Annotated in this window: 26 protein-coding genes; 18 read left to right on the top strand and 8 right to left on the bottom strand. The window is 61.6% G+C overall.

The annotated features are described in order from the left end of the window. Positions 1-100: 100 nt before the first annotated feature. From sucD to AC5SSZ_RS18870, 3 genes are all read right to left on the bottom strand, one after another. Complete coding sequence (gene sucD / locus AC5SSZ_RS18880; RefSeq protein WP_274831418.1) at positions 101-988, bottom strand: succinate--CoA ligase subunit alpha; 888 nt, start codon at positions 986-988, stop codon at positions 101-103. Between the two features lie 61 nt (positions 989-1049). Continuing rightward, positions 1050-2243, bottom strand: coding sequence for an ADP-forming succinate--CoA ligase subunit beta (gene sucC / locus AC5SSZ_RS18875; RefSeq protein ID WP_495439389.1), 1194 nt, complete (start codon positions 2241-2243; stop codon positions 1050-1052). 371 nt (positions 2244-2614) lie between these two features. Further along, entirely contained in the window at positions 2615-3028 is a 414-nt protein-coding gene (locus AC5SSZ_RS18870; protein WP_495439388.1) for a DUF4345 domain-containing protein, read from the bottom strand. Between the two features lie 83 nt (positions 3029-3111). Here AC5SSZ_RS18870 and AC5SSZ_RS18865 point away from each other — a divergent pair, with 83 nt between their 5' ends. Then, entirely contained in the window at positions 3112-3699 is a 588-nt protein-coding gene (locus tag AC5SSZ_RS18865; RefSeq protein ID WP_274827602.1) for a TetR/AcrR family transcriptional regulator, read from the top strand. 84 nt (positions 3700-3783) lie between these two features. Here AC5SSZ_RS18865 and mdh read toward each other — a convergent pair whose 3' ends face one another. Beyond that, a complete protein-coding gene (mdh, locus tag AC5SSZ_RS18860) occupies positions 3784-4746 on the bottom strand; it encodes a malate dehydrogenase (RefSeq protein ID WP_065272512.1) in 963 nt (320 codons plus the stop codon). Positions 4747-4906: 160 nt separating this feature from the next. Between mdh and AC5SSZ_RS18855 the strand changes: the two genes are divergently transcribed. After that, positions 4907-5662, top strand: a complete 756-nt coding sequence (locus tag AC5SSZ_RS18855) for a sulfite exporter TauE/SafE family protein (RefSeq protein ID WP_495440329.1) — start codon at positions 4907-4909, stop codon at positions 5660-5662. A 42-nt stretch (positions 5663-5704) separates the two neighbouring features. Here the strand turns inward: AC5SSZ_RS18855 and AC5SSZ_RS18850 are convergent, their stop codons facing one another. After that, positions 5705-6019, bottom strand: coding sequence for a hypothetical protein (locus tag AC5SSZ_RS18850; RefSeq protein ID WP_065272514.1), 315 nt, complete (start codon positions 6017-6019; stop codon positions 5705-5707). A 411-nt stretch (positions 6020-6430) separates the two neighbouring features. Between AC5SSZ_RS18850 and AC5SSZ_RS18845 the strand changes: the two genes are divergently transcribed. From AC5SSZ_RS18845 to AC5SSZ_RS18780, 14 genes are all read left to right on the top strand, one after another. After that, on the top strand, positions 6431-7285 hold the full coding sequence (locus AC5SSZ_RS18845) for an HpcH/HpaI aldolase/citrate lyase family protein (RefSeq protein ID WP_495439384.1): 855 nt from the start codon (positions 6431-6433) through the stop codon (positions 7283-7285). A gap of 36 nt (positions 7286-7321) precedes the next feature. Continuing rightward, entirely contained in the window at positions 7322-7870 is a 549-nt protein-coding gene (locus tag AC5SSZ_RS18840; protein ID WP_065272516.1) for an NnrU family protein, read from the top strand. 7 nt (positions 7871-7877) lie between these two features. Continuing rightward, a complete protein-coding gene (locus AC5SSZ_RS18835) occupies positions 7878-8081 on the top strand; it encodes a DUF1737 domain-containing protein (protein ID WP_065272517.1) in 204 nt (67 codons plus the stop codon). Continuing rightward, positions 8081-9127 carry a MaoC family dehydratase gene (locus tag AC5SSZ_RS18830; protein ID WP_369000852.1) on the top strand — a complete coding sequence of 349 codons (1047 nt, stop codon included), beginning with the start codon at positions 8081-8083 and terminating at the stop codon, positions 9125-9127. The genes AC5SSZ_RS18835 and AC5SSZ_RS18830 overlap by 1 nt, the downstream gene beginning before the upstream one ends. Before the next feature lie 299 nt (positions 9128-9426). Next, on the top strand, positions 9427-9810 hold the full coding sequence (gene sdhC / locus AC5SSZ_RS18825) for a succinate dehydrogenase, cytochrome b556 subunit (RefSeq protein WP_065272519.1): 384 nt from the start codon (positions 9427-9429) through the stop codon (positions 9808-9810). A gap of 21 nt (positions 9811-9831) precedes the next feature. Continuing rightward, on the top strand, positions 9832-10203 hold the full coding sequence (gene sdhD / locus AC5SSZ_RS18820; RefSeq protein ID WP_065272520.1) for a succinate dehydrogenase, hydrophobic membrane anchor protein: 372 nt from the start codon (positions 9832-9834) through the stop codon (positions 10201-10203). A gap of 15 nt (positions 10204-10218) precedes the next feature. After that, entirely contained in the window at positions 10219-12024 is a 1806-nt protein-coding gene (gene sdhA, locus AC5SSZ_RS18815; protein ID WP_065272521.1) for a succinate dehydrogenase flavoprotein subunit, read from the top strand. Between the two features lie 129 nt (positions 12025-12153). Further along, positions 12154-13035, top strand: a complete 882-nt coding sequence (locus tag AC5SSZ_RS18810) for a hypothetical protein (protein ID WP_495439381.1) — start codon at positions 12154-12156, stop codon at positions 13033-13035. 147 nt (positions 13036-13182) lie between these two features. Further along, positions 13183-13962, top strand: a complete 780-nt coding sequence (locus AC5SSZ_RS18805) for a succinate dehydrogenase iron-sulfur subunit (RefSeq protein WP_065272523.1) — start codon at positions 13183-13185, stop codon at positions 13960-13962. Between the two features lie 121 nt (positions 13963-14083). Then, complete coding sequence (locus AC5SSZ_RS18800; protein ID WP_495439379.1) at positions 14084-14794, top strand: ZIP family metal transporter; 711 nt, start codon at positions 14084-14086, stop codon at positions 14792-14794. Positions 14795-14981: 187 nt separating this feature from the next. Further along, a complete protein-coding gene (locus AC5SSZ_RS18795; protein ID WP_156767923.1) occupies positions 14982-15146 on the top strand; it encodes a hypothetical protein in 165 nt (54 codons plus the stop codon). Positions 15147-15206: 60 nt separating this feature from the next. Continuing rightward, positions 15207-15416 carry a hypothetical protein gene (locus AC5SSZ_RS18790; RefSeq protein ID WP_065272525.1) on the top strand — a complete coding sequence of 70 codons (210 nt, stop codon included), beginning with the start codon at positions 15207-15209 and terminating at the stop codon, positions 15414-15416. A 361-nt stretch (positions 15417-15777) separates the two neighbouring features. After that, positions 15778-16959 (top strand): type III PLP-dependent enzyme, encoded by a 1182-nt coding sequence (locus AC5SSZ_RS18785; RefSeq protein WP_495439376.1) that lies wholly within the window; start codon positions 15778-15780, stop codon positions 16957-16959. Between the two features lie 264 nt (positions 16960-17223). Then, positions 17224-18081 (top strand): urea carboxylase-associated family protein, encoded by an 858-nt coding sequence (locus AC5SSZ_RS18780; RefSeq protein ID WP_065272527.1) that lies wholly within the window; start codon positions 17224-17226, stop codon positions 18079-18081. A 172-nt stretch (positions 18082-18253) separates the two neighbouring features. Here AC5SSZ_RS18780 and deoD read toward each other — a convergent pair whose 3' ends face one another. The 3 genes from deoD to AC5SSZ_RS18765 form a co-directional block, all read right to left on the bottom strand. After that, complete coding sequence (gene deoD, locus AC5SSZ_RS18775) at positions 18254-18958, bottom strand: purine-nucleoside phosphorylase (protein ID WP_495439373.1); 705 nt, start codon at positions 18956-18958, stop codon at positions 18254-18256. A 24-nt stretch (positions 18959-18982) separates the two neighbouring features. Next, positions 18983-19303 (bottom strand): H-NS histone family protein, encoded by a 321-nt coding sequence (locus AC5SSZ_RS18770; RefSeq protein WP_065272529.1) that lies wholly within the window; start codon positions 19301-19303, stop codon positions 18983-18985. A 120-nt stretch (positions 19304-19423) separates the two neighbouring features. Continuing rightward, positions 19424-21400 carry a methylmalonyl-CoA mutase family protein gene (locus AC5SSZ_RS18765; protein ID WP_495439371.1) on the bottom strand — a complete coding sequence of 659 codons (1977 nt, stop codon included), beginning with the start codon at positions 21398-21400 and terminating at the stop codon, positions 19424-19426. Between the two features lie 163 nt (positions 21401-21563). Here AC5SSZ_RS18765 and AC5SSZ_RS18760 point away from each other — a divergent pair, with 163 nt between their 5' ends. Then, positions 21564-23015, top strand: coding sequence for a 1-acyl-sn-glycerol-3-phosphate acyltransferase (locus AC5SSZ_RS18760; protein WP_495439368.1), 1452 nt, complete (start codon positions 21564-21566; stop codon positions 23013-23015). 111 nt (positions 23016-23126) lie between these two features. Next, the gene (ccrA, locus tag AC5SSZ_RS18755) at positions 23127-24413 is read left to right on the top strand and encodes a crotonyl-CoA carboxylase/reductase (protein WP_065272532.1); all 1287 of its coding nucleotides are present in this window, start codon (positions 23127-23129) and stop codon (positions 24411-24413) included. Positions 24414-24785: the final 372 nt, after the last annotated feature.

The raw sequence follows: 24785 nt of genomic DNA, 5'->3' as shown, positions 1-24785 counted from the left end.
GCAACGCCGGGCAGCGCCGAACCCACTCCACGGGAGGGCGCTTTCGCACCCCCCCAGGGTCGGGCGCTGCCCGTGGCTGATATGGTCAGCCGCAGACACGTCAGCCCAGCTCGATCGCTTTCAGCACCGCTTCGCCCAGGCCCGCGGGGCTGTCGGCGACCACGATACCGGCCGATTTCATGGCTTCGATCTTGTCTTCGGCGCCGCCCTTGCCGCCGGCGACAATCGCGCCCGCGTGGCCCATGCGGCGGCCCGGAGGGGCGGTACGGCCGGCGATGAAGCCAGCAACCGGCTTCCAGCGGCCTTTCTTCTTCTGCTCGGCGAGGAAGGCTGCTGCCTCCTCTTCGGCAGAGCCGCCGATTTCACCGATCATGATGATCGACTGTGTCTCGTCGTCATCGAGGAACATGTCCAGCACGTCGATGTGCTCGGTGCCCTTGATGGGGTCACCGCCGATGCCAACCGCAGAGGATTGGCCGAGGCCGATATCAGACGTCTGTTTCACGGCTTCGTAAGTTAGGGTGCCGGAACGGCTCACAACACCCACGCTCCCGCGTTTGTGAATGTGACCGGGCATGATGCCGATCTTGCAGGCGTCGGGGGTGATGACACCGGGGCAGTTCGGGCCGATCAGGCGCGATTTGGAGCCTTCCAGCGCGCGCTGCACCTTCATCATGTCCAGAACCGGGATGCCTTCGGTGATGCAGACGATCAGTTCCATCTCGGCGTCGATCGCTTCAAGGATGGAATCCGCCGCGAAGGGGGGCGGCACGTAGATGACGGATGCATTGGCTTCGGTCACGTGCTTGGCTTCGTGCACCGAGTTGAAGACCGGCAGGTCAAGGTGGTTCTGACCACCTTTGCCGGGGGTCACGCCGCCGACCATCTTGGTGCCATAGGCGATGGCCTGTTCAGAGTGGAAGGTGCCCTGCGAGCCGGTGAAGCCCTGACAGATGACCTTGGTGTTTTCGTCGATGAGGACTGCCATTTGGCGTTCTCCTTAGAATTCTGAGCTTTGGGGAAAGGTGGGTTGTCACCCACCCCAAGGATTAGCCTTTGACGGCCTTAACGATCTTCTCGGCGCCGTCGGACAGGTTGTCTGCCGCGATCACGTCCAGGCCGGAGGTGTTGATGATCTCCTTGCCTGCTTCGACGTTGGTGCCTTCCAGACGCACGACCAGCGGAACCTCGAGACCGACCTCTTTCACCGCGGCGACCACGCCTTCGGCGATGACGTCGCAGCGCATAATGCCGCCGAAGATGTTGACCAGGATGCCTTTGACGTTGGGGTCAGAGGTGATGATCTTGAACGCCTCGGTCACTTTTTCCTTGGTGGCGCCGCCGCCCACGTCGAGGAAGTTCGCAGGCTCAGCGCCGTAGAGTTTGATGATGTCCATGGTGGCCATCGCCAGACCCGCGCCGTTCACCATGCAGCCGATCTCACCGTCGAGCGCGATGTAGTTCAGGTCATACTTGGAGGCTTCGAGTTCTTTGGGGTCTTCTTCGGTCTCGTCGCGAAGGGCGGCCACATCGGGGTGGCGGTAAACGGCGTTGCCGTCAAAGCCCAGCTTGGCGTCAAGCACCTTCAGATCGCCGCCATCGGTCACGATCAGCGGGTTGATCTCCAGCATCTCCATGTCTTTTTCGACGAAGGCTTTGTAGAGCTGACCCATCAGCTGCACGCACTGCTTGACCTGCGCGCCCTTGAGGCCGAGCGAGAAGGCGATGCGGCGGCCGTGGAACGGCTGGTAACCGGTGGCCGGATCGACGGAGAAGGAGAGGATTTTTTCCGGGGTCTCTGCCGCGACTTCCTCGATGTCCATGCCGCCTTCGGTGGAGCAGACAAAGGAGATGCGCGAGGTCTGGCGGTCCACCAGCAGCGCGAGATACAGCTCGGTCTCGATGCCGGACCCGGCTTCGATATAGATGCGGTTGACCTGTTTGCCCGCCGGGCCGGTCTGGTGGGTCACAAGGGTGCGGCCCAGCATCTTCTTGGCTTCTTCGGCGGCTTCTTCGACCGATTTGGTCAGGCGTACGCCACCTTTTTCACCGGCATCGGCTTCCTTGAAGGAGCCCTTGCCGCGGCCACCTGCGTGGATCTGCGCTTTGACAACCCAGAGCGGGCCGTCCAGCTCGCCGGCTGCGGTTTTTGCTTCATCGGCTTTCAGCACCACGCGCCCGTCGGACACCGGAGCGCCGTAGCTGCGGAGAAGGGCCTTGGCCTGATATTCGTGGATGTTCATAGAAAACTGTCCCGTCTGGCTAAATTGGTCGTCACTATAACGCCGTCATAGAGCAAAGGTTTAAAGGGTTTTCTGACGGCAGTCCGAGAAATGATGAAGTTTTTTCGCATTTGTGATCACACGTTTGAGGGCTGTGATCACAAATTTGACGACGCGGCGCTTGATTCGTCTGGCGCTGAAAATTTATTCAAAATGCCGAATGTCGTCACCCTCGCACGGGCAGCTCCGGCAAAGCCTGTCGCCATGATCCCCTCCGGAACAACGCATCGGTCAGATCGTCAGCACGATCCCGGACAGCAAAACGGGTCTCATCCACCTTATAAATTATGATGGGATGAGACCCGCAAGACCCGGTTCTGGAGGTGGGTGGGTTAGTGCGCAGCCATCGGCTGGGCAGTGTCGGCGGATTGTCGGCGCCGCAGCAGGATCAGCGCGCCAAGGACAAACGCCCATTCGGTCACCGTCACGATGATCAGTGTGGCATCTGGGGTACCGTCAAATCCGATGCTGACGATGCGGCCCAGCCCGTAGCCTGCATAGATCAGCAGGGACAGCAGCAGGGCAGGTTGCATATCCCGTCCGCGCAGCGCCGCGCCCAGCACGAAAAGGCCGGAAATCAGCACCACCACCCCGCCTGCGCGCAGGTCCGATCGGATCATGGTGCTGTCCGGCAGGATCTGGGCAGAGCTGGCATAAAGCGCTTCGGGCGCAAAGCTGAGCATCACCCCGACGAAGAGCAGGACTGCAGCGGACAGAAACAGATAGGGTTTCACGTATTTCGACATGAGAATGCCTCCTTTGACACGGTGTAAGATTTGTGATCTTGTGGCGCATAATCTTACGTCATGTCAAGCTGGAATCTTACATCGTGTCAAATAAGCGCGTGCAAACCCGCAATCTACTCCTTGAAACCGTCCTGTCGTTGCTGCTGGCCCCCGGGGGATCACCCCTGCGGATGGTGGATGTGGCCAAGGCTGCCGGGGTGACCCGGCAAACGGTCTATGCCCATTTTTCTAACCGTTCGGAGATGCTGATCTCGGCGATCCTGCATTTCGGCGATCAGCTCGATATAGAGGCGCGGCTGGCGCCCAGCCGCACGGCGCCGGACGGGCGCAGCCGCCTAGAGGCCTACACTCGGGCGATGCTGGAGTTCTTTCCGGAGATCTACCCACTGAAACAGTCGTTGATGCGGATGGGCGCGAGTGATGAAGAGGCGAAATCCGCTTGGCAGGACAGGATCCGCGCCATGAAGGAAGGCTGCGCCGAGGCGGTGAAGGCGCTGAAATCCGATGGCGACCTGCTGGAGCATCTAAGCGAAGCGCAGGCGACGGATCTCTATTTCACTCTGCTCAGCATGGATGGATGGGCGCATTGCGTGCTGGAAAACGGCTGGTCCGATGCGGACTACCTGGCCGAGATGCAGCGGGTGATCACCCTGGCGCTGGTCAAGCAGTGAGCCGCTGATCCGCAACGAAAAAGGGCCCGGAAAACCGGACCCTTTTGCAATTTTGTCTGACGACCGCGTCTTACGGCTTGGCGCTTAGGCCAGCGAGGCGTCAATGCCTTTGCAGGCGTCGACCAGACCTTTGACTGCGTTGACCGAGTTGTCGAACATGGCTTGCTCGTCTTTGGTCATCTTGATGTCGATGACGCGCTCGACGCCGCCGGCACCGATCACGGTGGGCACGCCCACGTACATGCCGTTGAGACCCAAGGCACCGTCCACATAGGCGGCGCAGGGCAGAACGCGCTTCTGGTCTTTCAGGTAGGCTTCGGCCATTTCGATTGCCGAGGTCGCCGGTGCGTAGAAGGCGGAGCCAGTTTTCAGCAGGCCAACGATTTCGGCGCCGCCATCACGGGTACGCTGCACGATGGCGTCCATCTTCTCTTGTGTGGTCCAGCCCATCTGCACCAGGTCGGGCAGCGGGATACCGGCAACGGTGGAGTAGCGGGTCAGCGGAACCATGGTGTCGCCGTGGCCGCCCAGAACGAAGGCGGTGACGTCTTTCATGGAGACCTTGAATTCTTCGGCCAGGAAGTGGCGGAAGCGGGCGGAGTCCAGAACGCCGGCCATGCCGCAGACTTTCTCGTGGGGCAGGCCCGAGAATTCGCGCAGAGCCCAGACCATCGCGTCCAGCGGGTTGGTGATGCAGATCACAAAGGCGTCGGGCGCGTTGTCGCGGATGCCTTCGCCAACGGATTTCATCACTTTCAGGTTGATGCCCAGCAGGTCATCGCGGCTCATGCCCGGCTTGCGCGGCACGCCGGCGGTGACGATGCAGACGTCTGCGCCCGCGATATCGGCATAGCTCTGGGTGCCCTTCAGCGAGGCGTCAAAACCTTCGGAGGGACCGGATTCTGCGATATCCAGCGCTTTGCCTTCCGGGGTGCCTTCGGCAATATCGAAAAGAACGACGTCGCCGAGTTCTTTCAGAGCTGCGAGATGGGCAAGGGTGCCACCGATCTGACCTGCGCCGATAAGGGCGATTTTGGGTCGTGCCATGGGGATGTCTCTCCGGTCCGGTTGAATTTGCAGCGATGCCTAAGCCCTAACGCGCCGCCACGCAAGCCTTCTGCGCTGCGGCGTGGGCTTTACGCGGCTTGCGGGCCTGCCGAAGGGCGGGCTAAATGATTTTGAAATAAAGGAGTTCTGCTGCGTGCCGATGGTGGATGTCAACCCGATGTTTTTCGCCGTTGCGGTGCCTGCCGTGGTCTTTGCCGGGGTGTCCAAGGGCGGCTTTGGCTCGGGCGCGGCCTTTGCCGGAGCTTCGATTCTTGCGCTGATTGTCGAGCCGGGTCAGGCGCTTGCGCTGATGCTGCCGCTGTTGATGCTGATCGATGTGGCGTCTCTCAGACCCTATTGGCGGCGCTGGAATGGGCGCGATGGTCTGTTGCTGATCGCGGGCGGGTTGCCGGGGGTGGCGCTGGGGGCCTGGCTGTTCTCCGCAATCGAGGCCGATACCATGCGGCTGTTGATCGGGGGGCTGTCGATTGCCTTTGTGATCTGGCAATTGCGCGGCCGCATCGGGCTGGCCATGCGGGCGCAGCGCGATCTGCCGGGCTGGAGCGGGGTTCTGGCCGGGGGCGTTGCGGGCTTCACCAGCTTCGTCAGCCACGCGGGCGGGCCGCCCGCCGCGGTCTATCTCCTCAGCCGCCGCCCTACGAAAACCGAATATCAGGCAACCACGGTGCTGGTCTTCTGGGTGCTGAATATCGCCAAGGCCGTGCCCTATGCCGGGCTGGGCCTGTTCAGCGCCGAGACGCTGAAACTGGATCTGATGCTGGCGCCCTTTGCCCTATTCGGGACATGGGCGGGGGTGCGGCTGCACCACAGCATTCCCGAAAGGGTATTCTTTGCCTTGGCCTATGTCCTGCTGACGGTGACGGGCGTCAAACTGATCTGGGACGGGCTGACCTGAGGGCTAGGCCCTGCGCATCCCGGCCCGTGTCAGCAGGCCGTATCAGGCGTCGTTGTCTGCGTTGGGCAGGGCTTCGGCCAGCGCCTCGTAGGATTGGCCCGAGGCCATCAGGCAGGTCATGCCATTGGGCATCGTCACGGTGATGGTCCAGGTGCCGGATTCGGTCGAGGCAAAGGTCTCCATCACCACGCCCTGACCGCCAATGCCGATGCTTTGGCGGCTTTCGCCGTATTTCTCGGCCAGTCGTCCGACGACGACCTCGCGCGGGGCGCAGTTGCGGCCCTGGGCGAAGGATTGCGTTGCGGTCAGCACCAGGATGGCCAGACCTGCGGTTGTTTTGAACATCGTCTTCTTCATGGGTTTTACCCTTTCCCGAACGGCCTGACAGGGAAAGAGACAGCAACCTGCGCTCTTCCGAAGTCCCATGTGTGGGCCGGTGTGTGAGTGACGTAATCGTTATGCGGGCCTTTGGCCCAGGGGAGTCTGCGGACCGCCGGGTCAGCAGGTTCAATGCAGGCCATTCCGGCCCCGTGCGGGCGGATCACAGTCGGACTGAAATGGGCTGGCCGTGATCACCTGCGCGATAGGTAAACTGTGCCAAGAAGGTGCTGATAACAGGTTAACCCTGTGCGCGCCCACGATTCGGTTGGAAATTCAAGGACTTTGTTGCGCGGATTTTGTGCTTTCTGCACTGCGGCAGGATTTTTCTTGAAAGTATCTGGCCGAATCTGTACCGGTTTGCGCAACAAAATAACTTGGAGAGATCAGATGGACCCGCGCACCCGCCCTTATCGTTCGGTTCTGTATATCCCCGGCTCAAAGCCGCGCGCGCTGGACAAGGCCCGCAACCTGCCGGTTGATGCGGTGATCTTTGACCTCGAGGACGCGGTTTCGGTCGAGGAAAAGGAAAACGCCCGCGACACGCTGGCCACGGCGCTGGCCGAAGGGGGGTATGGCGCCCGGGTGCGGATCGTGCGGATCAACGGGCTGGACACCCAGTGGGGCCGCGCCGATGCCGAGGCGGCGGCAAAGATGGATTGCGATGCGATCCTGCTGCCGAAGGTTTCCTCGTCGGCTGATCTGGACGCGCTGGCCGAAATCACCGGTGACAAGCCGCTCTGGGCAATGATGGAAACCCCGCGCGGCATGCTGAATGCGGCGGAGATCGCAGCGCATCCCAAATTGCAGGGCATGGTGATGGGCACCAACGATCTGGCCAAGGAGTTGCAGACCCGGTTCCGCGCCGACCGCCTGCCGATGATGGCCGGGCTGGGCCTGTGCCTGCTCGCGGCCAAGGCCGAAGGTAAGATCATCGTCGATGGCGTCTACAATGCCTTCAAGGATGATGGGGGGCTGAAAGTTGAATGCGATCAGGGTCGCGACATGGGCTTTGACGGCAAGACGCTGATCCACCCCGCGCAGGTTGATGTGACCAACACCGCCTTTGCCCCGTCTGAGGCCGAGATTGATCTGGCCCGCCGCCAGATTGCCGCCTTTGAAGAGGTCGAAGCGTCGGGGCAGGGCGTGGCCGTGGTTGATGGCAAGATCGTCGAGAACCTGCACGTCGCGACGGCGCGGGAGATTCTTGCAAAAGCGGATGCAATCGCAGCCATTTCGGCCTAGGTGTGAATCAGTTTAACACCTAAATCGGAGACTGATATGGCACTTCTGGTCCTGGGCATCCTGCTTTGGTGGGGCGGGCATATGTTCAAACGCCTCGCCCCCGACGCGCGCGCCTCCCTTGGCGACAAAGGCAAGGGGATCACCGCATTGGCCATCGTGGCGGGCATTGTCCTGATGGTCATCGGCTATCGCGCTACAGATTTCATCTACGTCTGGGCGCCGCCGTCCTTCATGGTGCATATCAACAACCTGCTGGTGCTGATTGCGATCTATATGATGTCTCCGGCCCCGAAAAAGGGCGCCCTGCTGTCCGGTATGCGGCATCCGATGCTGACGGGTTTCGCGCTTTGGGCGATTGCGCACCTTCTGGTCAATGGCGATCTCGCCTCGATCGTGCTGTTTGGCGGTATGCTGCTTTATGTGCCGGTGCAGATGATGCTGATCAACCGCGCAGAGCCGCAATGGACGCCCGGCCCCAAGGGCAGCATCGCCAAGGATGGCATGTTCTTTGTCGCCTCGATCGTGCTGCTGGCGGTGATCGGCTATATTCATGGGCTGATCGGCCCCACACCATTTCCGGGATAACTGAGCCATGAAACTTTACCGCTTTCTGAGCGAAGACGACACTTCTGCCTTTTGTCACAAGGTGACCGATGCGCTGAACAAGGGATGGGAGCTGTATGGCTCCCCCACCCAGACCTTTGACCCGGTCAAGGGCATCATGCGTTGCGGCCAATCCGTGGTGAAAGAGGTGGAGGGCACATACACACCTGACACAAAACTAGGAGAGCACTGATGGCCAAGACCACAGCTGCAAAAACCAATCCGGGGCGCTTTTTCGAAGACTACAAGGTGGGGGATGTGATCGCCCACGCGGTGCCGCGCACCGTTTCGGGGGGCGAACGGGCGCTGTATCACGCGCTCTATCCGGCGCGTCATGCGCTCTATTCCTCGGATGAATTTGCGCGCGGCTGTGGTCTGCCTGCAGCGCCGCTGGATGATCTGGCGGCCTTCCACATCGTGTTCGGCAAGACGGTACCGGATATCTCGCTCAATGCCGTCGCGAACCTGGGCTATGCCGAGGGCCGTTGGTTGCTGCCTGTTTACGAGGGCGACACGCTGCGCTCGGAATCCGAGGTGATCGGGGTCAAGCAGAACTCCAACGGCAAATCGGGCGTGGTCTACGTGCGGACCCGCGGGCTGAACCAGAACGACGATGTCGTGATGGAATACGTGCGCTGGGTGATGGTGCGTAAGAAGGACCTTGATGCGCCCGCGCCCGAAACCGTGATCCCCGAACTGAGCAAGGTGATCCCGGCCTCGGATCTGAAGATCCCCGGCGGGCTTGATTTCAGCACCTATGACTTCACCCTCGCCGGTGAGGCGCATCGCTGGGGCGATTACGAGGTGGGCGAGACCATCGACCACGTCGATGGTGTGACGGTTGAAGAGGCCGAGCATATGCTGGCCACCCGTCTGTGGCAGAACACCGCCAAGGTGCATTTCGACGCCACCGCGCGGCCCGATGGTACCCGGCTGATCTATGGCGGTCACGTAATCTCCATGGCGCGGGCGCTGTCCTTCAACGGGTTGGCCAATGCGCAGATGATCGTCGGGCTCAACGGCGGTGCGCATGCGAACCCCTGCCTGTCCGGCACCACCATCCGCGCTTGGTCCGAGGTACTGGACAAGGCCGATACCGAAGCCCCCGGCGTCGGTGCCATCCGCCTGCGCCTGGTCGCCACCAGCGGCGGCGCCCCCTTCGCGCTGAAGGGCGAAGACGGCAAATACCTGCCCGAGGTTCTGCTGGATCTCGACTACTGGGCGCTGATGCCCAAGTAAGCTCAATAGGCACGCCCCCGCTTGCGACCCGGCTGTTGCCCGGGACGGTGCGGGGGCTCTACACTTCTGACATCGAAATACGGATATATCGTCGGCCAGGCGGAGCCGAAGCGCCGCAGCCGTGATTCTGCGCAATTTTTGGGAAACCAAGATTTGTGATCACTTATCTGACCCGCGTGATCACAAAATCCGGCTTTTCTGCGATGCAGTACAAATATGACCCGATTTTTACCACTCGTTTGCGTGACAGCGCGCAAAAATCCGCTAAAACGTGAGCAGCTAACCGGAAAGGAGCCAACATGGCCGATGTAAATCGGGGCAATCGCCCGCTTTCGCCGCATCTGTCGATTTACCGCCCGCAGATCACCTCTGTCACCTCGATCCTCACGCGGATCACAGGCAACGCCCTGATCGTGACCGCATTGCTGGTTGTCTGGTGGTTCCTCGCTGCGGCGACCTCTGCTGAATATTTCGCAATCGCCAACGGAGTGCTGACCAGCTGGTTCGGCGATCTGGTCCTCAGCCTGTCGGTCCTGGGCATGTGGTATCACCTGCTGGCCGGTGTGCGTCACCTGCTCTGGGACAACGGCAAGATGATGGATCTGGAACCCGCGCAGAAACTGGGCTGGGTTGTCGTCATCGGGTCGGTCGTCCTGACCGCCATCACCCTGATCATCGTCTGACGCCAAGGGAGAGAGAAAGCTATGCGATATCTTACAGACCGCAAGCGCGCCATTGGCATGGGCGCCGCGAAATCCGGAACCGAGCATCACTGGTCGATGCAGGTCAGCTCGGTCGCGCTGCTGATCCTGGTGCCGCTGTTCATCTTCACCTTCGGCTGCGCGCTGGGCGGATCCTATGAAGAGATCACCGCCTATTACGCGCGTCCCTTCCCGGCGATCATCGCCGCGCTGACCATCTGGGTTGGCATGATGCACTTTAAATCGGGTGCGCAGATCATGCTTGAGGATTACGTCCACGGCTTCAAGGGCCGCCTGGCGATCATCCTGATGACCTGCCTGTCCTACGCCGTCGCCGTGACCGGGGTTTACGCCCTCGTCCGTCTGGCCCTTTAATCCCCGAGGTTCCCAATGGCTGCTTACGAATACGAAACACATGACTATGACGTGGTCGTGGTGGGTGCCGGCGGCGCCGGTCTGCGCGCGACTCTCGGCATGGCCGAACAGGGGCTGCGCACGGCCTGTGTAACCAAGGTTTTCCCGACCCGCTCCCACACGGTTGCGGCGCAGGGCGGTATCGCCGCCTCCCTGTCGAACATGGGCCCGGACCACTGGCAGTGGCACATGTATGACACCGTCAAGGGCTCGGACTGGCTGGGTGACACCGACGCGATGGAATACCTTGCCCGCGAAGCGCCCAAGGCGGTTTACGAGCTGGAACACTATGGCGTGCCCTTCTCGCGTACCGAAGAAGGCAAGATCTACCAGCGTCCGTTCGGTGGTCACACCACCGAATTCGGCGAAGGCCCCGCCGTGCAGCGGACCTGTGCCGCGGCTGACCGGACCGGTCACGCCATCCTGCACACGCTTTATGGTCAGAGCCTCAAGAACAACGCTGAGTTCTACATCGAGTATTTCGCCATCGACCTGATCATGTCCGAAGACGGGCAGTGCCAGGGCGTTGTTTGCTGGAAACTCGATGACGGCACCATGCATGTCTTCAACGCCAAGATGGTCGTGCTGGCCACCGGCGGTTATGGTCGTGCCTACTTCAGCGCCACCTCGGCCCACACCTGCACCGGCGACGGTGGCGGCATGGTGGCCCGTGCGGGTCTGCCGCTGCAGGACATGGAGTTCGTGCAGTTCCACCCGACCGGCATCTATGGCTCCGGCTGCCTGATCACCGAAGGCGCGCGCGGCGAAGGGGGTTACCTCACCAACTCCGAAGGCGAACGGTTCATGGAGCGTTACGCGCCCCAGTACAAGGACCTTGCCCCGCGCGACTATGTCTCCCGCTCCATGACCATGGAGATCCGCGAAGGCCGCGGTGTGGGCGAACATGGTGATCACATTCACCTGAACCTGTCGCACCTGCCGCCCGAAGCCCTGGCCGAACGTCTGCCGGGCATCTCGGAAAGCGCCAAGATCTTTGCCGGTGTCGATGTCACCAAGGAGCCGATCCCGGTTCTGCCGACGGTGCACTACAACATGGGCGGCATTCCGACCAACTACTGGGGTGAAGTGCTGAACCCCACCGCCGAAGATCCCACCGCCGTGGTGCCGGGTCTGATGGCTGTTGGCGAAGCGGGCTGTGCCTCGGTGCACGGTGCCAACCGTCTTGGCTCCAACTCGCTGATCGACCTCGTCGTGTTCGGTCGCGCCGCTGCGATCCGCGCCGGCAAAGTGGTGGATGCAGACGCGCCGAACCCGGTGCTGAACCAGTCCCAGATCGACAAGGCCTTTGATCGCTTCGACGGGCTGCGCAACGCGAGTGGCGGCATCCCGACCGCGGATCTGCGTCTGGAAATGCAGCGCACCATGCAATCCGATGCGGCTGTGTTCCGTACCTCGGAAACCATGGCCGAAGGCGTTGAGAAGATGACTGCCATCGCTGCGAAACTCGGGGACCTCAAGGTTACCGACCGCTCGCTGGTCTGGAACTCTGACCTGATGGAAACGCTGGAGCTGACCAACCTGATGCCGAACGCGCTGGCCACCATTGTTGGCGCAGAGGCCCGCAAGGAAAGCCGCGGCGCCCACGCGCATGAGGATTTCACCACCCGTGACGACGAAAACTGGCGCGTCCACTCGGTTGCCCGCGTCGAGGGCAATTCGGTCGATCTCAGCTATCGTCCCGTGGTCGTGGATCCGCTCAGCACCGAAGCCGAGGGCGGCATCAGCCTCAAGCGGATCGCGCCCAAAGCGCGGACCTTCTGAGGCAGAGCACCCAATGCCTCTGGTCGCATATCCCTTGCTTCATGCAGCGCGTCCCCTTCCGGGAGGGCGCCTGCCTGCATGCGGGGCTATGCGGGCCTGTGATATTGCCTGTGACGGGAGGGGCATCTGATGGCCTCTGTCGCATCGCAACCGGTCTCTGCATGGCAGCAGTTGGGGATTATCCCCGGCGTTGCCCTGCGCCTGTTCGGCATGCGCCGCTCGGGCAACCACGCCATCGTGGGGTGGATGCAACGCAATGCACCGGGCGGACGGTCGGTGTTCCTCAACAATTGCAAGCCGGGCAGCGATCCGTTCCGGTCCTTTCGCGGGATCGAAGTGGATGGTGCCCACGCGCCCCAGCACAAGGCGCTGCGTGATATGGCTTCGGTTGCGGGCACGGCAGGCAATGGCGCGCTTCTGGTGATGTCGTACGAGGATACCTCTCCGGCAGAATTCACTGGTGAGCGGCAGGTCTCTGGTCCCTTTGATGAGGGGCTCTTGACGCGGAACGTGGTGATCTATCGCAGTTTCCTCAACTGGTCCGCCTCGCTTTTGAAAAAAATGCAGGGCAATTCCGGTTACAGCCTGGTGCGGCGCAACGCGATCCTGCTGCGCGCCATGGACACCTATACCCGGCTGCTGGGACTGGTCGAACAGGCCCGCGATCTGGCGATCAGCTGCATCTCTTATGATCGCTGGTGCGGTGACGCGGCCTATCGCGCCGCGTTGCTGGGTGAGTTGGGTCTTGAGACCCGCGACAATACCCTTGGCACCGTGCAGCGCTATGGCGGTGGCTCCTCTTTCCAGAAAGAGGCGCAGAGCGCCGAAGACCTGCAAACCGATCAACGCTGGCGTCAGATGGCCGGGGATGCGGAATATCAGGCGGTGCTGCACCTTGCGGCGCGTGATACCGCGCTGACCGACCGGCTGTCGCGCCTGTTCCCCGCAGATGCTGCCGTGCTGTCCGGCATAGCGGCCAAGGCGCCAATGGCAAACGGAGGGCTGGCATGATGGCCCCCGCAGATAACAACGCTGACGCCCTTTTGGGCGCAACACTCGCTTTCCGGCAGGGTCGCCCCGCGCCGGTTCATCCGATCTCCTGTCTGCAGGCACCGCTTTGGTCCCTGACGATGGGCGGCTAAGCAAGGAGACAGATCTATGGTCGAATTCGCACTTCCGAAAAACTCCAAGATCACCACGGGTAAGACGTGGCCCAAGCCTGAAGGCGCAACCAATGTCCGCAAGTTCCAGATCTATCGCTGGAACCCGGATGACGGCAAGAACCCGCAGGTCGACACCTATTTCCTGGACATGGACAAATGCGGTCCCATGGTTCTGGACGCGCTGATCAAGATCAAGAACGAGATCGATCCGACGCTGACCTTCCGCCGCTCCTGCCGCGAAGGCATCTGTGGCTCCTGCGCGATGAACATCGACGGGATCAACACCCTGGCCTGTATCTATGGCCTGGATGAGGTGAAGGGCGACGTGAAGATCTACCCGCTGCCGCATATGCCGGTGGTGAAGGACCTTATCCCCGATCTGACGCATTTCTATGCGCAGCATGCCTCGATCATGCCCTGGCTGGAAACCAAGACCAACCGCCCCGCCAAGGAGTGGAAACAGTCCATCGAGGACCGCAAGAAGCTCGACGGTCTTTATGAATGCGTGATGTGTGCCTCCTGCTCCACCTCCTGCCCGAGCTACTGGTGGAACGGTGATCGCTACCTCGGCCCGGCGGCGCTGCTGCACGCCTACCGCTGGATCATCGACAGCCGCGATGAAGCCACCGGCGAGCGTCTGGATCAGCTGGAAGATCCCTTCAAGCTTTACCGCTGCCACAGCATCATGAACTGCGCCAAGACCTGCCCGAAGGGCCTGAACCCCGCCAAGGCGATTGCTCATATCAAGCAGATGATGGTCGAACGCGCCGTCTGATCCCAATAACGGTTTTGAAATCTGATCCGCCGCGACGAGTCCCTCGTCGCGGCGGTTTCTTTTGGGCTGGGGGCGCCGCGCCTCCTTGCCGCGCTTTGCCAAACCTGTCTAAGTCACCGGCATGGATCCTTTCATCTCTGCCCTTGTTTTGGCTGGTTTTGCCGGCTTGGCGCTGCCGATTGGTGGTGTGCTGGCGTGGATCGAGAACATCCGCGATGCAGAGCTTCAAAAAGCGGTGCTGTCCTGGGTTACCTCCTTTGGCGGTGGCGCCCTGCTGAGCGCGGTAGCGCTGGTGCTTATCCCCGAGGGAACAAGAATGCTGACGCCGATGGAGGCCCTGTTCTGGCTGGGGGCAGGCGGGCTCGCGTTCTACTGGATCGACAAGGGCATGTCCCGGGGGCAGGGCAGCCTGGCGCTGCTGTTTGCCATGCTGCTGGATTTCCTGCCTGAGGCGCTGGCCCTTGGCGCCATGCTGAGTGCGGAGGACGGCACCGCGCTGTTGCTGGCGCTGATGATCTTTTTGCAGAACGTGCCCGAAGGCTTTGCCGCATTCCGCGATATCTGGCGTTGCGACAGTCCAGCCTGGCACGCGCTGCTGCTGTTTGTTGGCCTGGCAGCCCTTGGCCCGCTGTGTGCCGCAGTGGGGCTGATCTGGCTGGAACAGCAGTCGCATATCCTGGACGTGATCATGGTCTTTGCCTCGGGCGGGATCCTGTATCTGCTGTTTCAGGACATTGCTCCGAAAGTGCATGAGGCGGGCAGTTCGGCGCCGTCGCTGGGGGCCGTGGCAGGCTTTGCGCTTGGGCTGGCCGGGCATCTGCTGATCGGATGATGTGCGGGCTGTTCAACGATGGCTCGTTTGTGGGGCGGCAGAGCTGCCGCTGCGCCAGGTCTTCTTGGGTCAAAGGTTTGTCATTTCTGCATGGCGACTTTGCTCAAAAGCGACCTGCTCACGCCTGCGTTCCTTGCATATGTTCTGGCCAAGGGAGGAAGCAGCCTGAACACAAGGACATGTTTCCATGGAAAATACCGTCGCACAGACCGCCAAACTCATCGAAGACAAAGCCGCCGCAGCGCTCAAGGATCTGGAGCAGGCATGGGCCTATTTCACCCCCGCTGCCCTGCCGCAGCCGCGTGAAGAGCAGCCGGTTGCCGCCTACGCGCCTTACTACGAGGCAGCCTGACCCGGGCACCTTGGCTGAGGCCGGATTGATAGGCTTGCAGGAGGGCGCTAGACAGCGCGTATGCCCATTCTTCTGCTGATCCTTCTCGCCGGTGTCTTTGCCTATTTCATTTGGCGCCATAACACGTCTTCGCTGACCCGCAACTGCCGCTGGCGCGCAGAGCGCAGCAAGGGCCAGTGGCGCTGCACCTTTTGCGGAGCGGTGCAGCCGGGTGACGCGGCGCCGCGCCAATGCCTGAACCCGGCAAGACAGGGCAGGGGAGGGCGCTGATCGGGGCGCCGGGGGATCTCCCGCGCACGACACGGCAGCCAGAGGCTGCCTTTCGCCCTTGGGCGGAGCGCCGCGCGATACGCGGCGCGGGACACGCGGCAGTTGGCGTGTTTCTGATGCGAGGGTTGCACCCCTAGGGTAGGGCCGGGCGTTGCCGATTCAGTGCAGCTTTCGGGGCGCTGAAAAAATCCGCAGCCTCGTGCAGAAAACCACTTGAACGACTCAAAGGTTTGCCCGATATGCGCGCTTAAGACGCCAACGCACGCGCCTCTGTCGAAAGGGCTCAAAGCCCTAGGGTTACGTAGCGACGGTAACGTCTCTGATTGAAGTGAGCGGTCATAGATGGCCGGGTCTTTTGGAGATGACCATGAACGCAAACGTCACCGGGCAAATCGCCCGCGAATGTGAAGTCGTACCTGCAGCACGCCACATCGAGTATATCGCGAACACCGCTTTCGCACGTCCTACCCTTGTGATCGACGGCGCCGCCGTGTCGCGCCAGTATCAGGCGCTGGCAAATGGTCTGGGCCGGGCGCGCATCCACTATGCGGTCAAGGCCAACCCCGAGGCAGCCCTGCTGCGCCGCCTCGTGCGCTCGGGTTCCAACTTCGATGCGGCCAGCCGCGCCGAGATCGAGATGTGCCTGGCCGCCGGTGCCGCGCCGCATCAGATCACCTTTGGCAACACCATCAAACGCCCGGCTGACATCGCCTTTGCCCATGGCATTGGCATCCGCCATTTCGCTGTCGATGCGGTGGAGGAGCTGGAGAAACTGGCCGAACACGCCCCCGGCGCCCATGTCTGTGTGCGTCTTCTGGTGGATGCGACCGGCGCGGACTGGCCTCTCAGCCGCAAGTTCGGCTGCACCCCGGATATGGCGCTGGCGCTGATGGATCGTGCGCGCACGCTGGGCCTCGTGGCCGATGGCCTGTCCTTCCATGTCGGCTCGCAGACACGTGACCCGATGATGTGGGGTGCAACTCTCGATCAGGTCCACGCTGTCTGGCAGGCCGCAAAAGATGCAGGCCATTCCATGCGCCTTCTGAACATCGGTGGCGGTTTTCCGGCGTCTTACGTCAATACCGTGATGGGGCCGAGTGACTATGCCCGCGCGGTGATGGCGCAGGTTGATGCACGTTTCCCTGATGCGTCCGAGGTGATGGCCGAGCCGGGCCGCGGTCTGGTGGCCGAGGCAGGCGCCATTGTGGCCGAGGTGCTGCTGGTGTCGAAAAAACACGACGAAGATCTGCACCGCTGGGTCTATCTGGATATCGGCAAGTTCTCGGGGCTGGCGGAAACCATGGATGAGGCGATCCGCTATCGCATCACCTCTGACCGCGATCATGAGAGCACTGGGCCTTGCGTTCTGGCGGGGCCCTCCTGCGACAGCGCGGATGTGCTTTATGAAAAGCAGCCCTACCAGCTGCCGCTTGGCCTCAAGGCTGGGGATCGCGTGGTGATCCATGCTTGTGGTGCCTATACCTCGACCTATGCCTCGGTCGGGTTCAATGGCTTCCCGCCGCTGGATGTGGTGGTGATCTGACCCCGGTGCGGGCCATGATCAGGGAAATTTGAAGGTCGCAAGGGCGTTCGGGGCTTGTACCCGGACGCCTTTGGTTTTTTGAATGCAGAGAACGACAACCGGACACCGCGCCCATCGTCGCAGATCGACCGCTTGTTCGGCCTTAGGCCGGACAGCCCCCGCCCGCCCCCAAGGCGGGGGCTTTGCCCCCACCACGGGCGAGGCCTGTCCTGCGCGCAATGGAAGAGGAGACACGGTACCCAGACACGAGGAGCCCTTGCGACCATGACCCATACCCATCATCCCGCCCCGGCAGACGCCGAGGCCCGCAAGGCCGTCAAACCGGTCATCTGCTATCCCAATGAAACACTGCCGGTGCCGGATCTACCGCTCTACCGGGCGGCGCGCGAGGGCGCGGAGAAGACCGGCGAGGTGCTGGTTCCGGCCCGCGATGCGGCTTGTTTCGAAGTGCCCGCCGGGCATTTCTTCCGCATCTCCTCGGTCGAGGGGCCGCAGGTGGGGGATCTCAACCTGTGGAACCGCAATGACCTGTCCGAGCGTTTCTATTCCGGCAAGAGCCGCGCCCTGCATGGCACCCACCTGACCAGCGGGGAGCGCATGTGGACCAGTTTCCCGTATCTGCGCCCAATGGCCACCATCACCGAGGATACGCTGGAGTGGTACGGCATGGATGCCTATGGCGGATCGGTGCACGATGTGATCGGCACCCGCTGTGATCCCTATACGGGCAATCTGCTGGCGGGCAGCCAGTACCACCATTGCTGCCACTCCAACCTGACCCGGGCGCTGGCCGATCATCTCGGGGTGAGCCTTGTGGAGGCGGAACCGCATGTGCATGACGTGCTGAACGTTTTCATGTGCACCGGCTTCACCCGCGACACCGGGCAGTATTTCATGAAGGCCAGCCCGGTGCGCCCCGGAGATTATCTGGAATTCTTTGCCGAGATAGACCTGCTGGGGGCGCTCAGCGCCTGCCCCGGCGGGGATTGCTCCTCCGAGCATTCCAGCGATACCGCTGCGTGCCATCCGTTGCTGGTAGAGGTCTTTGCCCCTGCTGCGGGCGCGCTGGAGGGATGGAGCAGCCCGCCGGTGAATGGCTACGACCGCAGTCACGGCCGCTAAAGCGGGCTCTCCCGCGCCTCTTTGCAGCCCTGCCGGGGGGCCGCAAAAGCCTTGGGCCCGGCAGCGCGCGTGCCGCGCGCTGCGCCATCGCCTGACGCAAGCACATAAGAAAGGCAGCGGAGGCGATCCGCTGCCTTTCTTATGTTCCTTAGAGATCGTGACCACGCCAGTCTCAGGCGAAGGCGGCTTCCAGCGCGATTTCAACCATATCGCCAAAGCTGCGCTCGCGCTGATCCGAGGGCAGCGCTTCGCCGGTTTGCAGATGGTCCGACACCGTCAGCACCGCCAGCGCCCGGCAGCCATAGCGCGCCGCGAGGGTGTAGAGCTCGGCGGCTTCCATCTCGACGCCCAGAATGCCGTGACGCACCATCTGTTCATTGAGGTCGGGCCGTTCGTCATAGAAGGTATCCGAAGAATAAATCCCGCCCACGTGGGTGGTGACATCACGCGCCTCGGCGGCCCGCGCAGCGGCCTGCAGCAGCGACCAGTCAGCGCAAGGGGCGAAATTGACCTCTTTGAAGATCGTGCCTGATGGGGATCCGGCAGTGGTGGCCGTCATCGCGAGGATGACATCTCTCAGTCCAACCGTTTTCTGCATGCCACCGCAGGAGCCGATACGGATCAGGGTTTTGGCGCCAAAATCCCGGATCAGCTCATTTGCGTAAATGGAAAGCGATGGCATTCCCATGCCGCTCCCCTGAATTGTCACCGGATTGCCGTTCCAGCTGCCGGTAAATCCCAGCATGCCCCGGACGTCATTTACCAGACGGGCGTCCTGTAAAAAGGTTTCTGCCGCCCATTTTGCGCGATAAGGATCGCCGGGCATCAGAACCGTTTCGGCAATCTCGCCATTTTTGGCGCCAATATGGATTGTCACTGCGTTTCTCCAGTCCGGTCAGGATCAGATTTCCAGATCCGAGATATCCATTCCGGCGGTCAGGGCAGCATGCACCCAGTGCGGTTTACGGCCACGGCCGCTCCAGGTTTCTTCGGGATTGTTCGGATTGCGGTATTTGGCGGCCGCTTTTTGTTTTTTACCGCCGCCACGCTGGTTGCCACCGGTAATCTCTTCCAGAGCAAAACCGTATTTGGCAGCAGCGGCTTCGGCGGCTTTCAGGGCTTCCTGACGTTCGCGGATTTCTGCCGATTTAATTGCCGCATCAATTTGAGATTTCAGCTCAACAAGTTCGCTGCGCGACATGGAAGAAAGATCAATGCTCATTGTGATACTCCGGATCGTTAGGGCCACACCCAATTTTTCGTGCGGCCCTATATGACGATATTGACCCGGAAATATTAGCGGAATTTTCCCCATTTTGGGAAAAAAATCGTGATCAACCCATTAAGATGCAATCGCGGGTGGTTTTGCGAGGTCGACAATGTCGCTCATAATTGAATTTAGCTCGAAGTCTTTTGGCGTATAGACCCGCGCCACTCCCATTTTTTTCAACCGTTCGGCATCGTCATCGGGAATAATACCGCCGACAACCACCGGAATGTGATCCAGCCCGGCATCGCGCAGCAGCTGCATCATGTCCTCGACCAGCGGCAGGTGGCTGCCGGACAGGATCGACAGGCCGATCACATGGGCGTCGTCCTTCTGAGCCTGAGCCACCAGTTCCTGCGGCGTCATGCGGATACCGTCATAGGTGATGTCCATGCCGCAGTCGCGGGCGCGGAAGGCGATCTGCTCGGCGCCGTTGGAGTGACCATCAAGGCCGGGTTTGCCGACCACGAACTTGAGCCGCCGTCCCAGCTGGTCGCTGACCGCGTTGACGGCATCGCGCAGGTCCTCAAGACCCTCGGTCTTGTTCGAGGGGGAGCCGGAGACACCGGTCGGGCCGCGATAGGTGCCATAGGCCTTGCGCATTTCCTCGGCCCATTCACCGGTGGTGACGCCTGCCTTGGCTGCCGCGATGGAGGGTTCCATGATGTTGCTGCCGTCCTTGGCCGCCTGACGCAGCGCGGCCAGCGCCTGCTCTACGGCGGCATTGTCGCGTTCGGCGCGCCAGGTGTTGAGGCGGGCGATCTGCTGCTGCTCTACGGCAGGATCGACGACCATGATGCCGCCATCTTCGGTCTGCAGCGGCGAGGGCTCGCCCTCGGTCCAGCGGTTGACGCCGACCACGACGGTCTCGTTGCGCTCGATCCGGTTCAGGCGTTCGGCGTTGGAATCCACCAGACGCGATTTCATGTATTCAATCGAGGCAACGGCGCCGCCCATGGAATCGAGGTTGGCCAGCTCGGCACGGGCGCCGTCCTTCAATTCCTCGACCTTGCGGTCTACCGCCGGGTTGCCGTCGAAAAGGTCCTCGTATTCCAGAAGGTCGGTCTCATAGGCCAGGATCTGCTGCATGCGCATCGACCATTGCTGATCCCAGGGGCGCGGGAGACCCAGCGCCTCGTTCCAGGCGGGCAGCTGCACGGCGCGGGCGCGCGCCTTTTTCGAAAGCGTCACCGCCAGCATTTCGATCAGGATACGGTAGACGTTGTTTTCCGGCTGCTGCTCGGTCAGGCCGAGGGAGTTGACCTGCACACCATAGCGGAAGCGGCGGAATTTCGGGTTGTCGACGCCATAGCGCTTTTCGCAGACCTCGTCCCAGAGATCGACAAAGGCGCGCATCTTGCACATCTCCGTCACGAACCGGATGCCTGCGTTCACAAAGAACGAGATCCGCCCCACCAGCGCCGGGAAATCCTCGGGTGCGATGCGCGGGCGCAGCTCGTCCAGAACCGCCTGCGCGGTGGCAAGCGCAAAGGCCAGCTCCTGCTCGGGCGTCGCGCCCGCCTCTTGCAGGTGGTAGGAGCAGACGTTCATCGGGTTCCACTTGGGCACGTTGGTGTAGCAGTATTCAGCCACATCCGCGATCATCTTGAGGCTGGGTTTCGGCGGACAGATATAGGTACCGCGCGACAGGTATTCCTTGATCAGATCGTTTTGTACCGTGCCTTGCAGCTTGCTGATGTCAGCGCCCTGTTCCTCGGCCACGGCAATATAAAGCGACAACAGCCAGGGCGCGGTCGCGTTGATCGTCATCGAGGTATTCATCTGCTCCAGCGGGATCTGGTCGAAGAGAGTACGCATGTCGCCCAGGTGGCTGACCGGCACACCGACCTTGCCCACCTCGCCGCGCGCCAGGACGTGATCACTGTCATAGCCAGTCTGGGTCGGCAGGTCGAAGGCGACGGACAGGCCGGTCTGGCCCTTGGCCAGGTTCGAGCGGTACAGCGCGTTGGAGGCCTCGGCGGTGGAGTGTCCGGCATAGGTCCGGATCAGCCAGGGACGATCGGCTTTGCGGTCATTCTGCGTCTGCGACATGGGCGGGCCTCGCGATTCTGTGGTGGGTAATTTTATTTCGCTGTGGCGATGTAAAGCGGAATAATAAACCCATGTCAATTCGCTGCGTTGCGGCGAACACCGCGTCAGGCGCTGATCCTGCGTTACAATTGCCCGTGCAGGCCTTTGCTGCCACAGTCGGGCCATGACGAGTACCGTAGAGCTTCCGCTTTGGCTGTTTGTGCTGATCCTGCTGTTTGCTGCGGTCACCTTTGCCTCGCATTTCCTGTTTCCATCCGTGCGCTGGTTCTTCCGGCGGCGGCTGGAACGGGCGGTGGCACGGCTCAACCAGCGGCTGGAGCGCCCGATCGAGCCATTCCGCCTTGCGCGGCGCTATGACATGATCCAGCGGCTGATCTACGATCCGCAGGTGGCGCAGGCGGTGGCCGATCACGCGGCGACCGAGGGCATTCCCGACAATGTCGCCTTTGAAGAGGCGCGGCGGTACGCACGCGAGATCGTGCCCTCCTTTTCCGCCTTCACCTATTTCAGCTTTGCCATTCGCGTCACGCGCTGGCTGTCCAATGCGATCTACCGGGTGCGGCTGGGCCATCAGGACGAAGAGGCGCTGCGTCGCATCGACCCGGAGGCAACGCTGGTTTTTGTGATGAACCACCGCAGCAATATGGATTACGTGCTGATCACCTATCTGGCAGCGCGGCGCTCGGCCCTGTCTTATGCGGTGGGGGAGTGGGCGCGGGTCTGGCCGCTGTCGCGGTTGATCCGGGCCATGGGGGCCTATTTCATCCGTCGCAAATCCCGCAATGAACTCTATCGCCGGGTGCTGGCCACCTATGTACGCCTTGCCACGCAGGGCGGCGCGACGCAGGCGATGTTCCCCGAAGGGGGGCTTAGCCTGGACGGCGCGCTGGCGCCGCCGCGTCTTGGGCTGCTGAAATACATTGTCGACGCGCGGGACCCGGCCGGGGCGGGGCGGGATGTGGTCTTTGTGCCGGTGGGGCTGAATTACGACTGGGTGCTGGAGGACAAGATCCTGACCTCGGCCGGGCGCGCCGGAGAGCGCCGGTTCCGCGCCCGTATCGGCGTGGTGATGGCGCGGATGCTGCGGCAGCTGTGGCTGTGGATGACCGGTCGCTATCACCGGTTCGGCTATGCTGCGGTGAACTTTGGCCGCCCTTTGAGCCTTGCGGAATTCACCGCCGCGCAGCAGGCTGCCGATCCTTCTGGGCCGGTCACGGCGTCAGATCTACCCGAACCCCTGTCGCAGGAGCTGATGGAGCGGATCGGTGATATCGTACCGGTACTGCCGGTGCCCGCGGTCTGCTGGTTGCTGCTGTCCGAAGGCGCAATGACGCGCAGCGCGCTGGAACAGCGGCTTGCGGCGCTGCTGGAGCGGATGCCGCTCTCCCATATCCATCTGCCCCGCGACAGCCGGTCCTATGCGGTTGAAACAGCGCTGCGGATCCTGGTGCGGCGCGGCATCCTGCGCTCCGAACACGGGCGTTACGTGCCGGTGCCCGCCAAACGGGACCTGCTGACCTACTATGCCAACTCCATTCGTCACCTCCTGCCTGCAGCGGCCCTGCCCACGGATGCTGCAGACGCCAAGGAAATTTCTGCGTCTGCGAGGTCATAAAATTACAAAACAACCTCAAATGGGGTTGCATTATTACCTTGCCGTTTTTATTCCCTAGGTAGACCCGCGATTCTGCATTGCGGCAAAACCGTTTTAACGAAGGAGGCCATCATGGCTCTGGACACGCAGACCGACGTTCTGTCCTACGAGGCGCCCGAGAAGGATCTCTATGAGATGGGCGAAATCCCTCCGATGGGTTACGTCCCCAAGAAGATGTACGCCTGGACCATCCGCAAGGAGCGCCACGGTGAGCCGAACACTGCCATGGTCGAGGAAGTGGTGGATGTGCCCGAGCTGGACAGCCACGAGGTGCTGGTCCTGGTGATGGCCGCCGGCGTCAACTACAACGGTGTCTGGGCCGCGCTGGGCAAGCCGATCTCGCCCTTTGACGGTCACAAGGCCCCCTATCACATCGCCGGCTCCGATGCCGCGGGTATCGTCTGGGCGGTTGGATCCAAGGTGAAGCGCTGGAAAGTCGGCGACGAGGTCGTGGTGCACTGCAACCAGGACGACGGCGACGACGAGGAATGCAACGGCGGCGACCCGATGTATTCGCCGAGCCAGCGTATCTGGGGCTATGAAACTCCCGATGGCTCCTTTGCTCAGTTCACCAATGTGCAGGCCCAGCAGCTGATGCCGCGCCCCAAGCACCTGACCTGGGAAGAAAGCGCCTGCTACACGCTGACGCTGGCCACCGCCTACCGGATGCTGTTCGGCCACGAGCCGCACGACCTGAAGCCGGGCCAGAACGTTCTGGTCTGGGGCGCGTCGGGTGGTCTTGGCTCCTACGCGATCCAGCTGATCAACACCGCCGGCGCCAATGCCATCGGCGTGATCTCGGACGAGAGCAAGCGGGAGTTCGTCATGGGCCTGGGTGCCAAGGGCGTTCTGAACCGCAAGGACTTCAACTGCTGGGGCCAGATGCCGACGGTCAACACCCCGGAATATGCCGCCTGGTTCAAGGAAGCGCGCAAGTTCGGCGCCGCGATCTGGGAAATCACCGGCAAGGGCGTGAACGTCGACATGGTGTTCGAACACCCCGGTGAGGCGACCTTCCCGGTCTCCACCTTTGTCTGTAAAAAAGGCGGCATGGTGGTGATCTGTGCAGGCACCACCGGCTATAACCTGACGCTCGATGTGCGCTACATGTGGATGCACCAGAAGCGCCTGCAGGGCAGCCACTTTGCCCACCTGAAACAGGCGTCTTCCGCGAACAAGCTGATGCTGGAGCGTCGTCTTGATCCCTGCATGTCCGAAGTGTTCACCTGGAACGACCTGCCTGAGGCGCATATGAAGATGCTGCGCAACGAACATCTGCCCGGCAATATGTCGGTTCTGGTGCAGGCGCCCAAGACCGGTCTTCGCACCCTTGAGGACGTTCTCGAAGCGGGCAAATAATCCCGCCCTGCCGGGTTTCTATTGCTGAAAATCAGAAGAGCGAATCATTTCAAGTGGTTCGCTCTTTTTTGTTTTCTGAATCTTAAAATATAACAATTTCAGAATGTTACTCTGGGCTTTCCTCACCATTTCTGGGGAAGGAAAATCTGCGAATATACGAAAAATTCTCGCAAAATTAGGCTGTCCTTGGGTGACATAGGCTCAAGGGGGGCCGATATGGCAAAAAATGAATGGATTCTGGACGTTCTCGTTGACCTCAGAGAGGTTGCCGCTGCAAAAGGTCTGGGGAGGCTAGGCGACCAGCTCGATATCGCGCTGGATATTGCTTATGCAGAGATCACGCCTCAGCTTGATGACAACGGTACGCGATCC

Source organism: Phaeobacter sp. CC-HEC084 (genome assembly GCF_059429255.1).
This window is presented reverse-complemented; position numbering and strand designations above follow the sequence as displayed.

Coding starts and splice junctions, on each gene's coding strand:
- AC5SSZ_RS18840 (WP_065272516.1), top strand. CDS start 7,322: ATGGCACTTCTGGTCCTGGGCATCCTGCTTTGGTGGGGCGGGCATATG.
- sdhD (WP_065272520.1), top strand. CDS start 9,832: ATGCGATATCTTACAGACCGCAAGCGCGCCATTGGCATGGGCGCCGCG.
- AC5SSZ_RS18760 (WP_495439368.1), top strand. CDS start 21,564: ATGACGAGTACCGTAGAGCTTCCGCTTTGGCTGTTTGTGCTGATCCTG.
- sucC (WP_495439389.1), bottom strand. CDS start 2,243: ATGAACATCCACGAATATCAGGCCAAGGCCCTTCTCCGCAGCTACGGC.
- AC5SSZ_RS18855 (WP_495440329.1), top strand. CDS start 4,907: ATGGTGGATGTCAACCCGATGTTTTTCGCCGTTGCGGTGCCTGCCGTG.
- sucD (WP_274831418.1), bottom strand. CDS start 988: ATGGCAGTCCTCATCGACGAAAACACCAAGGTCATCTGTCAGGGCTTC.
- AC5SSZ_RS18780 (WP_065272527.1), top strand. CDS start 17,224: ATGACCCATACCCATCATCCCGCCCCGGCAGACGCCGAGGCCCGCAAG.
- sdhC (WP_065272519.1), top strand. CDS start 9,427: ATGGCCGATGTAAATCGGGGCAATCGCCCGCTTTCGCCGCATCTGTCG.
- AC5SSZ_RS18795 (WP_156767923.1), top strand. CDS start 14,982: ATGGAAAATACCGTCGCACAGACCGCCAAACTCATCGAAGACAAAGCC.
- AC5SSZ_RS18845 (WP_495439384.1), top strand. CDS start 6,431: ATGGACCCGCGCACCCGCCCTTATCGTTCGGTTCTGTATATCCCCGGC.
- AC5SSZ_RS18770 (WP_065272529.1), bottom strand. CDS start 19,303: ATGAGCATTGATCTTTCTTCCATGTCGCGCAGCGAACTTGTTGAGCTG.
- ccrA (WP_065272532.1), top strand. CDS start 23,127: ATGGCTCTGGACACGCAGACCGACGTTCTGTCCTACGAGGCGCCCGAG.
- AC5SSZ_RS18830 (WP_369000852.1), top strand. CDS start 8,081: ATGGCCAAGACCACAGCTGCAAAAACCAATCCGGGGCGCTTTTTCGAA.
- AC5SSZ_RS18870 (WP_495439388.1), bottom strand. CDS start 3,028: ATGTCGAAATACGTGAAACCCTATCTGTTTCTGTCCGCTGCAGTCCTG.
- AC5SSZ_RS18835 (WP_065272517.1), top strand. CDS start 7,878: ATGAAACTTTACCGCTTTCTGAGCGAAGACGACACTTCTGCCTTTTGT.
- AC5SSZ_RS18790 (WP_065272525.1), top strand. CDS start 15,207: ATGCCCATTCTTCTGCTGATCCTTCTCGCCGGTGTCTTTGCCTATTTC.
- AC5SSZ_RS18805 (WP_065272523.1), top strand. CDS start 13,183: ATGGTCGAATTCGCACTTCCGAAAAACTCCAAGATCACCACGGGTAAG.
- AC5SSZ_RS18765 (WP_495439371.1), bottom strand. CDS start 21,400: ATGTCGCAGACGCAGAATGACCGCAAAGCCGATCGTCCCTGGCTGATC.
- sdhA (WP_065272521.1), top strand. CDS start 10,219: ATGGCTGCTTACGAATACGAAACACATGACTATGACGTGGTCGTGGTG.
- AC5SSZ_RS18800 (WP_495439379.1), top strand. CDS start 14,084: ATGGATCCTTTCATCTCTGCCCTTGTTTTGGCTGGTTTTGCCGGCTTG.
- AC5SSZ_RS18850 (WP_065272514.1), bottom strand. CDS start 6,019: ATGAAGAAGACGATGTTCAAAACAACCGCAGGTCTGGCCATCCTGGTG.
- mdh (WP_065272512.1), bottom strand. CDS start 4,746: ATGGCACGACCCAAAATCGCCCTTATCGGCGCAGGTCAGATCGGTGGC.
- AC5SSZ_RS18785 (WP_495439376.1), top strand. CDS start 15,778: ATGACCATGAACGCAAACGTCACCGGGCAAATCGCCCGCGAATGTGAA.
- AC5SSZ_RS18810 (WP_495439381.1), top strand. CDS start 12,154: ATGGCCTCTGTCGCATCGCAACCGGTCTCTGCATGGCAGCAGTTGGGG.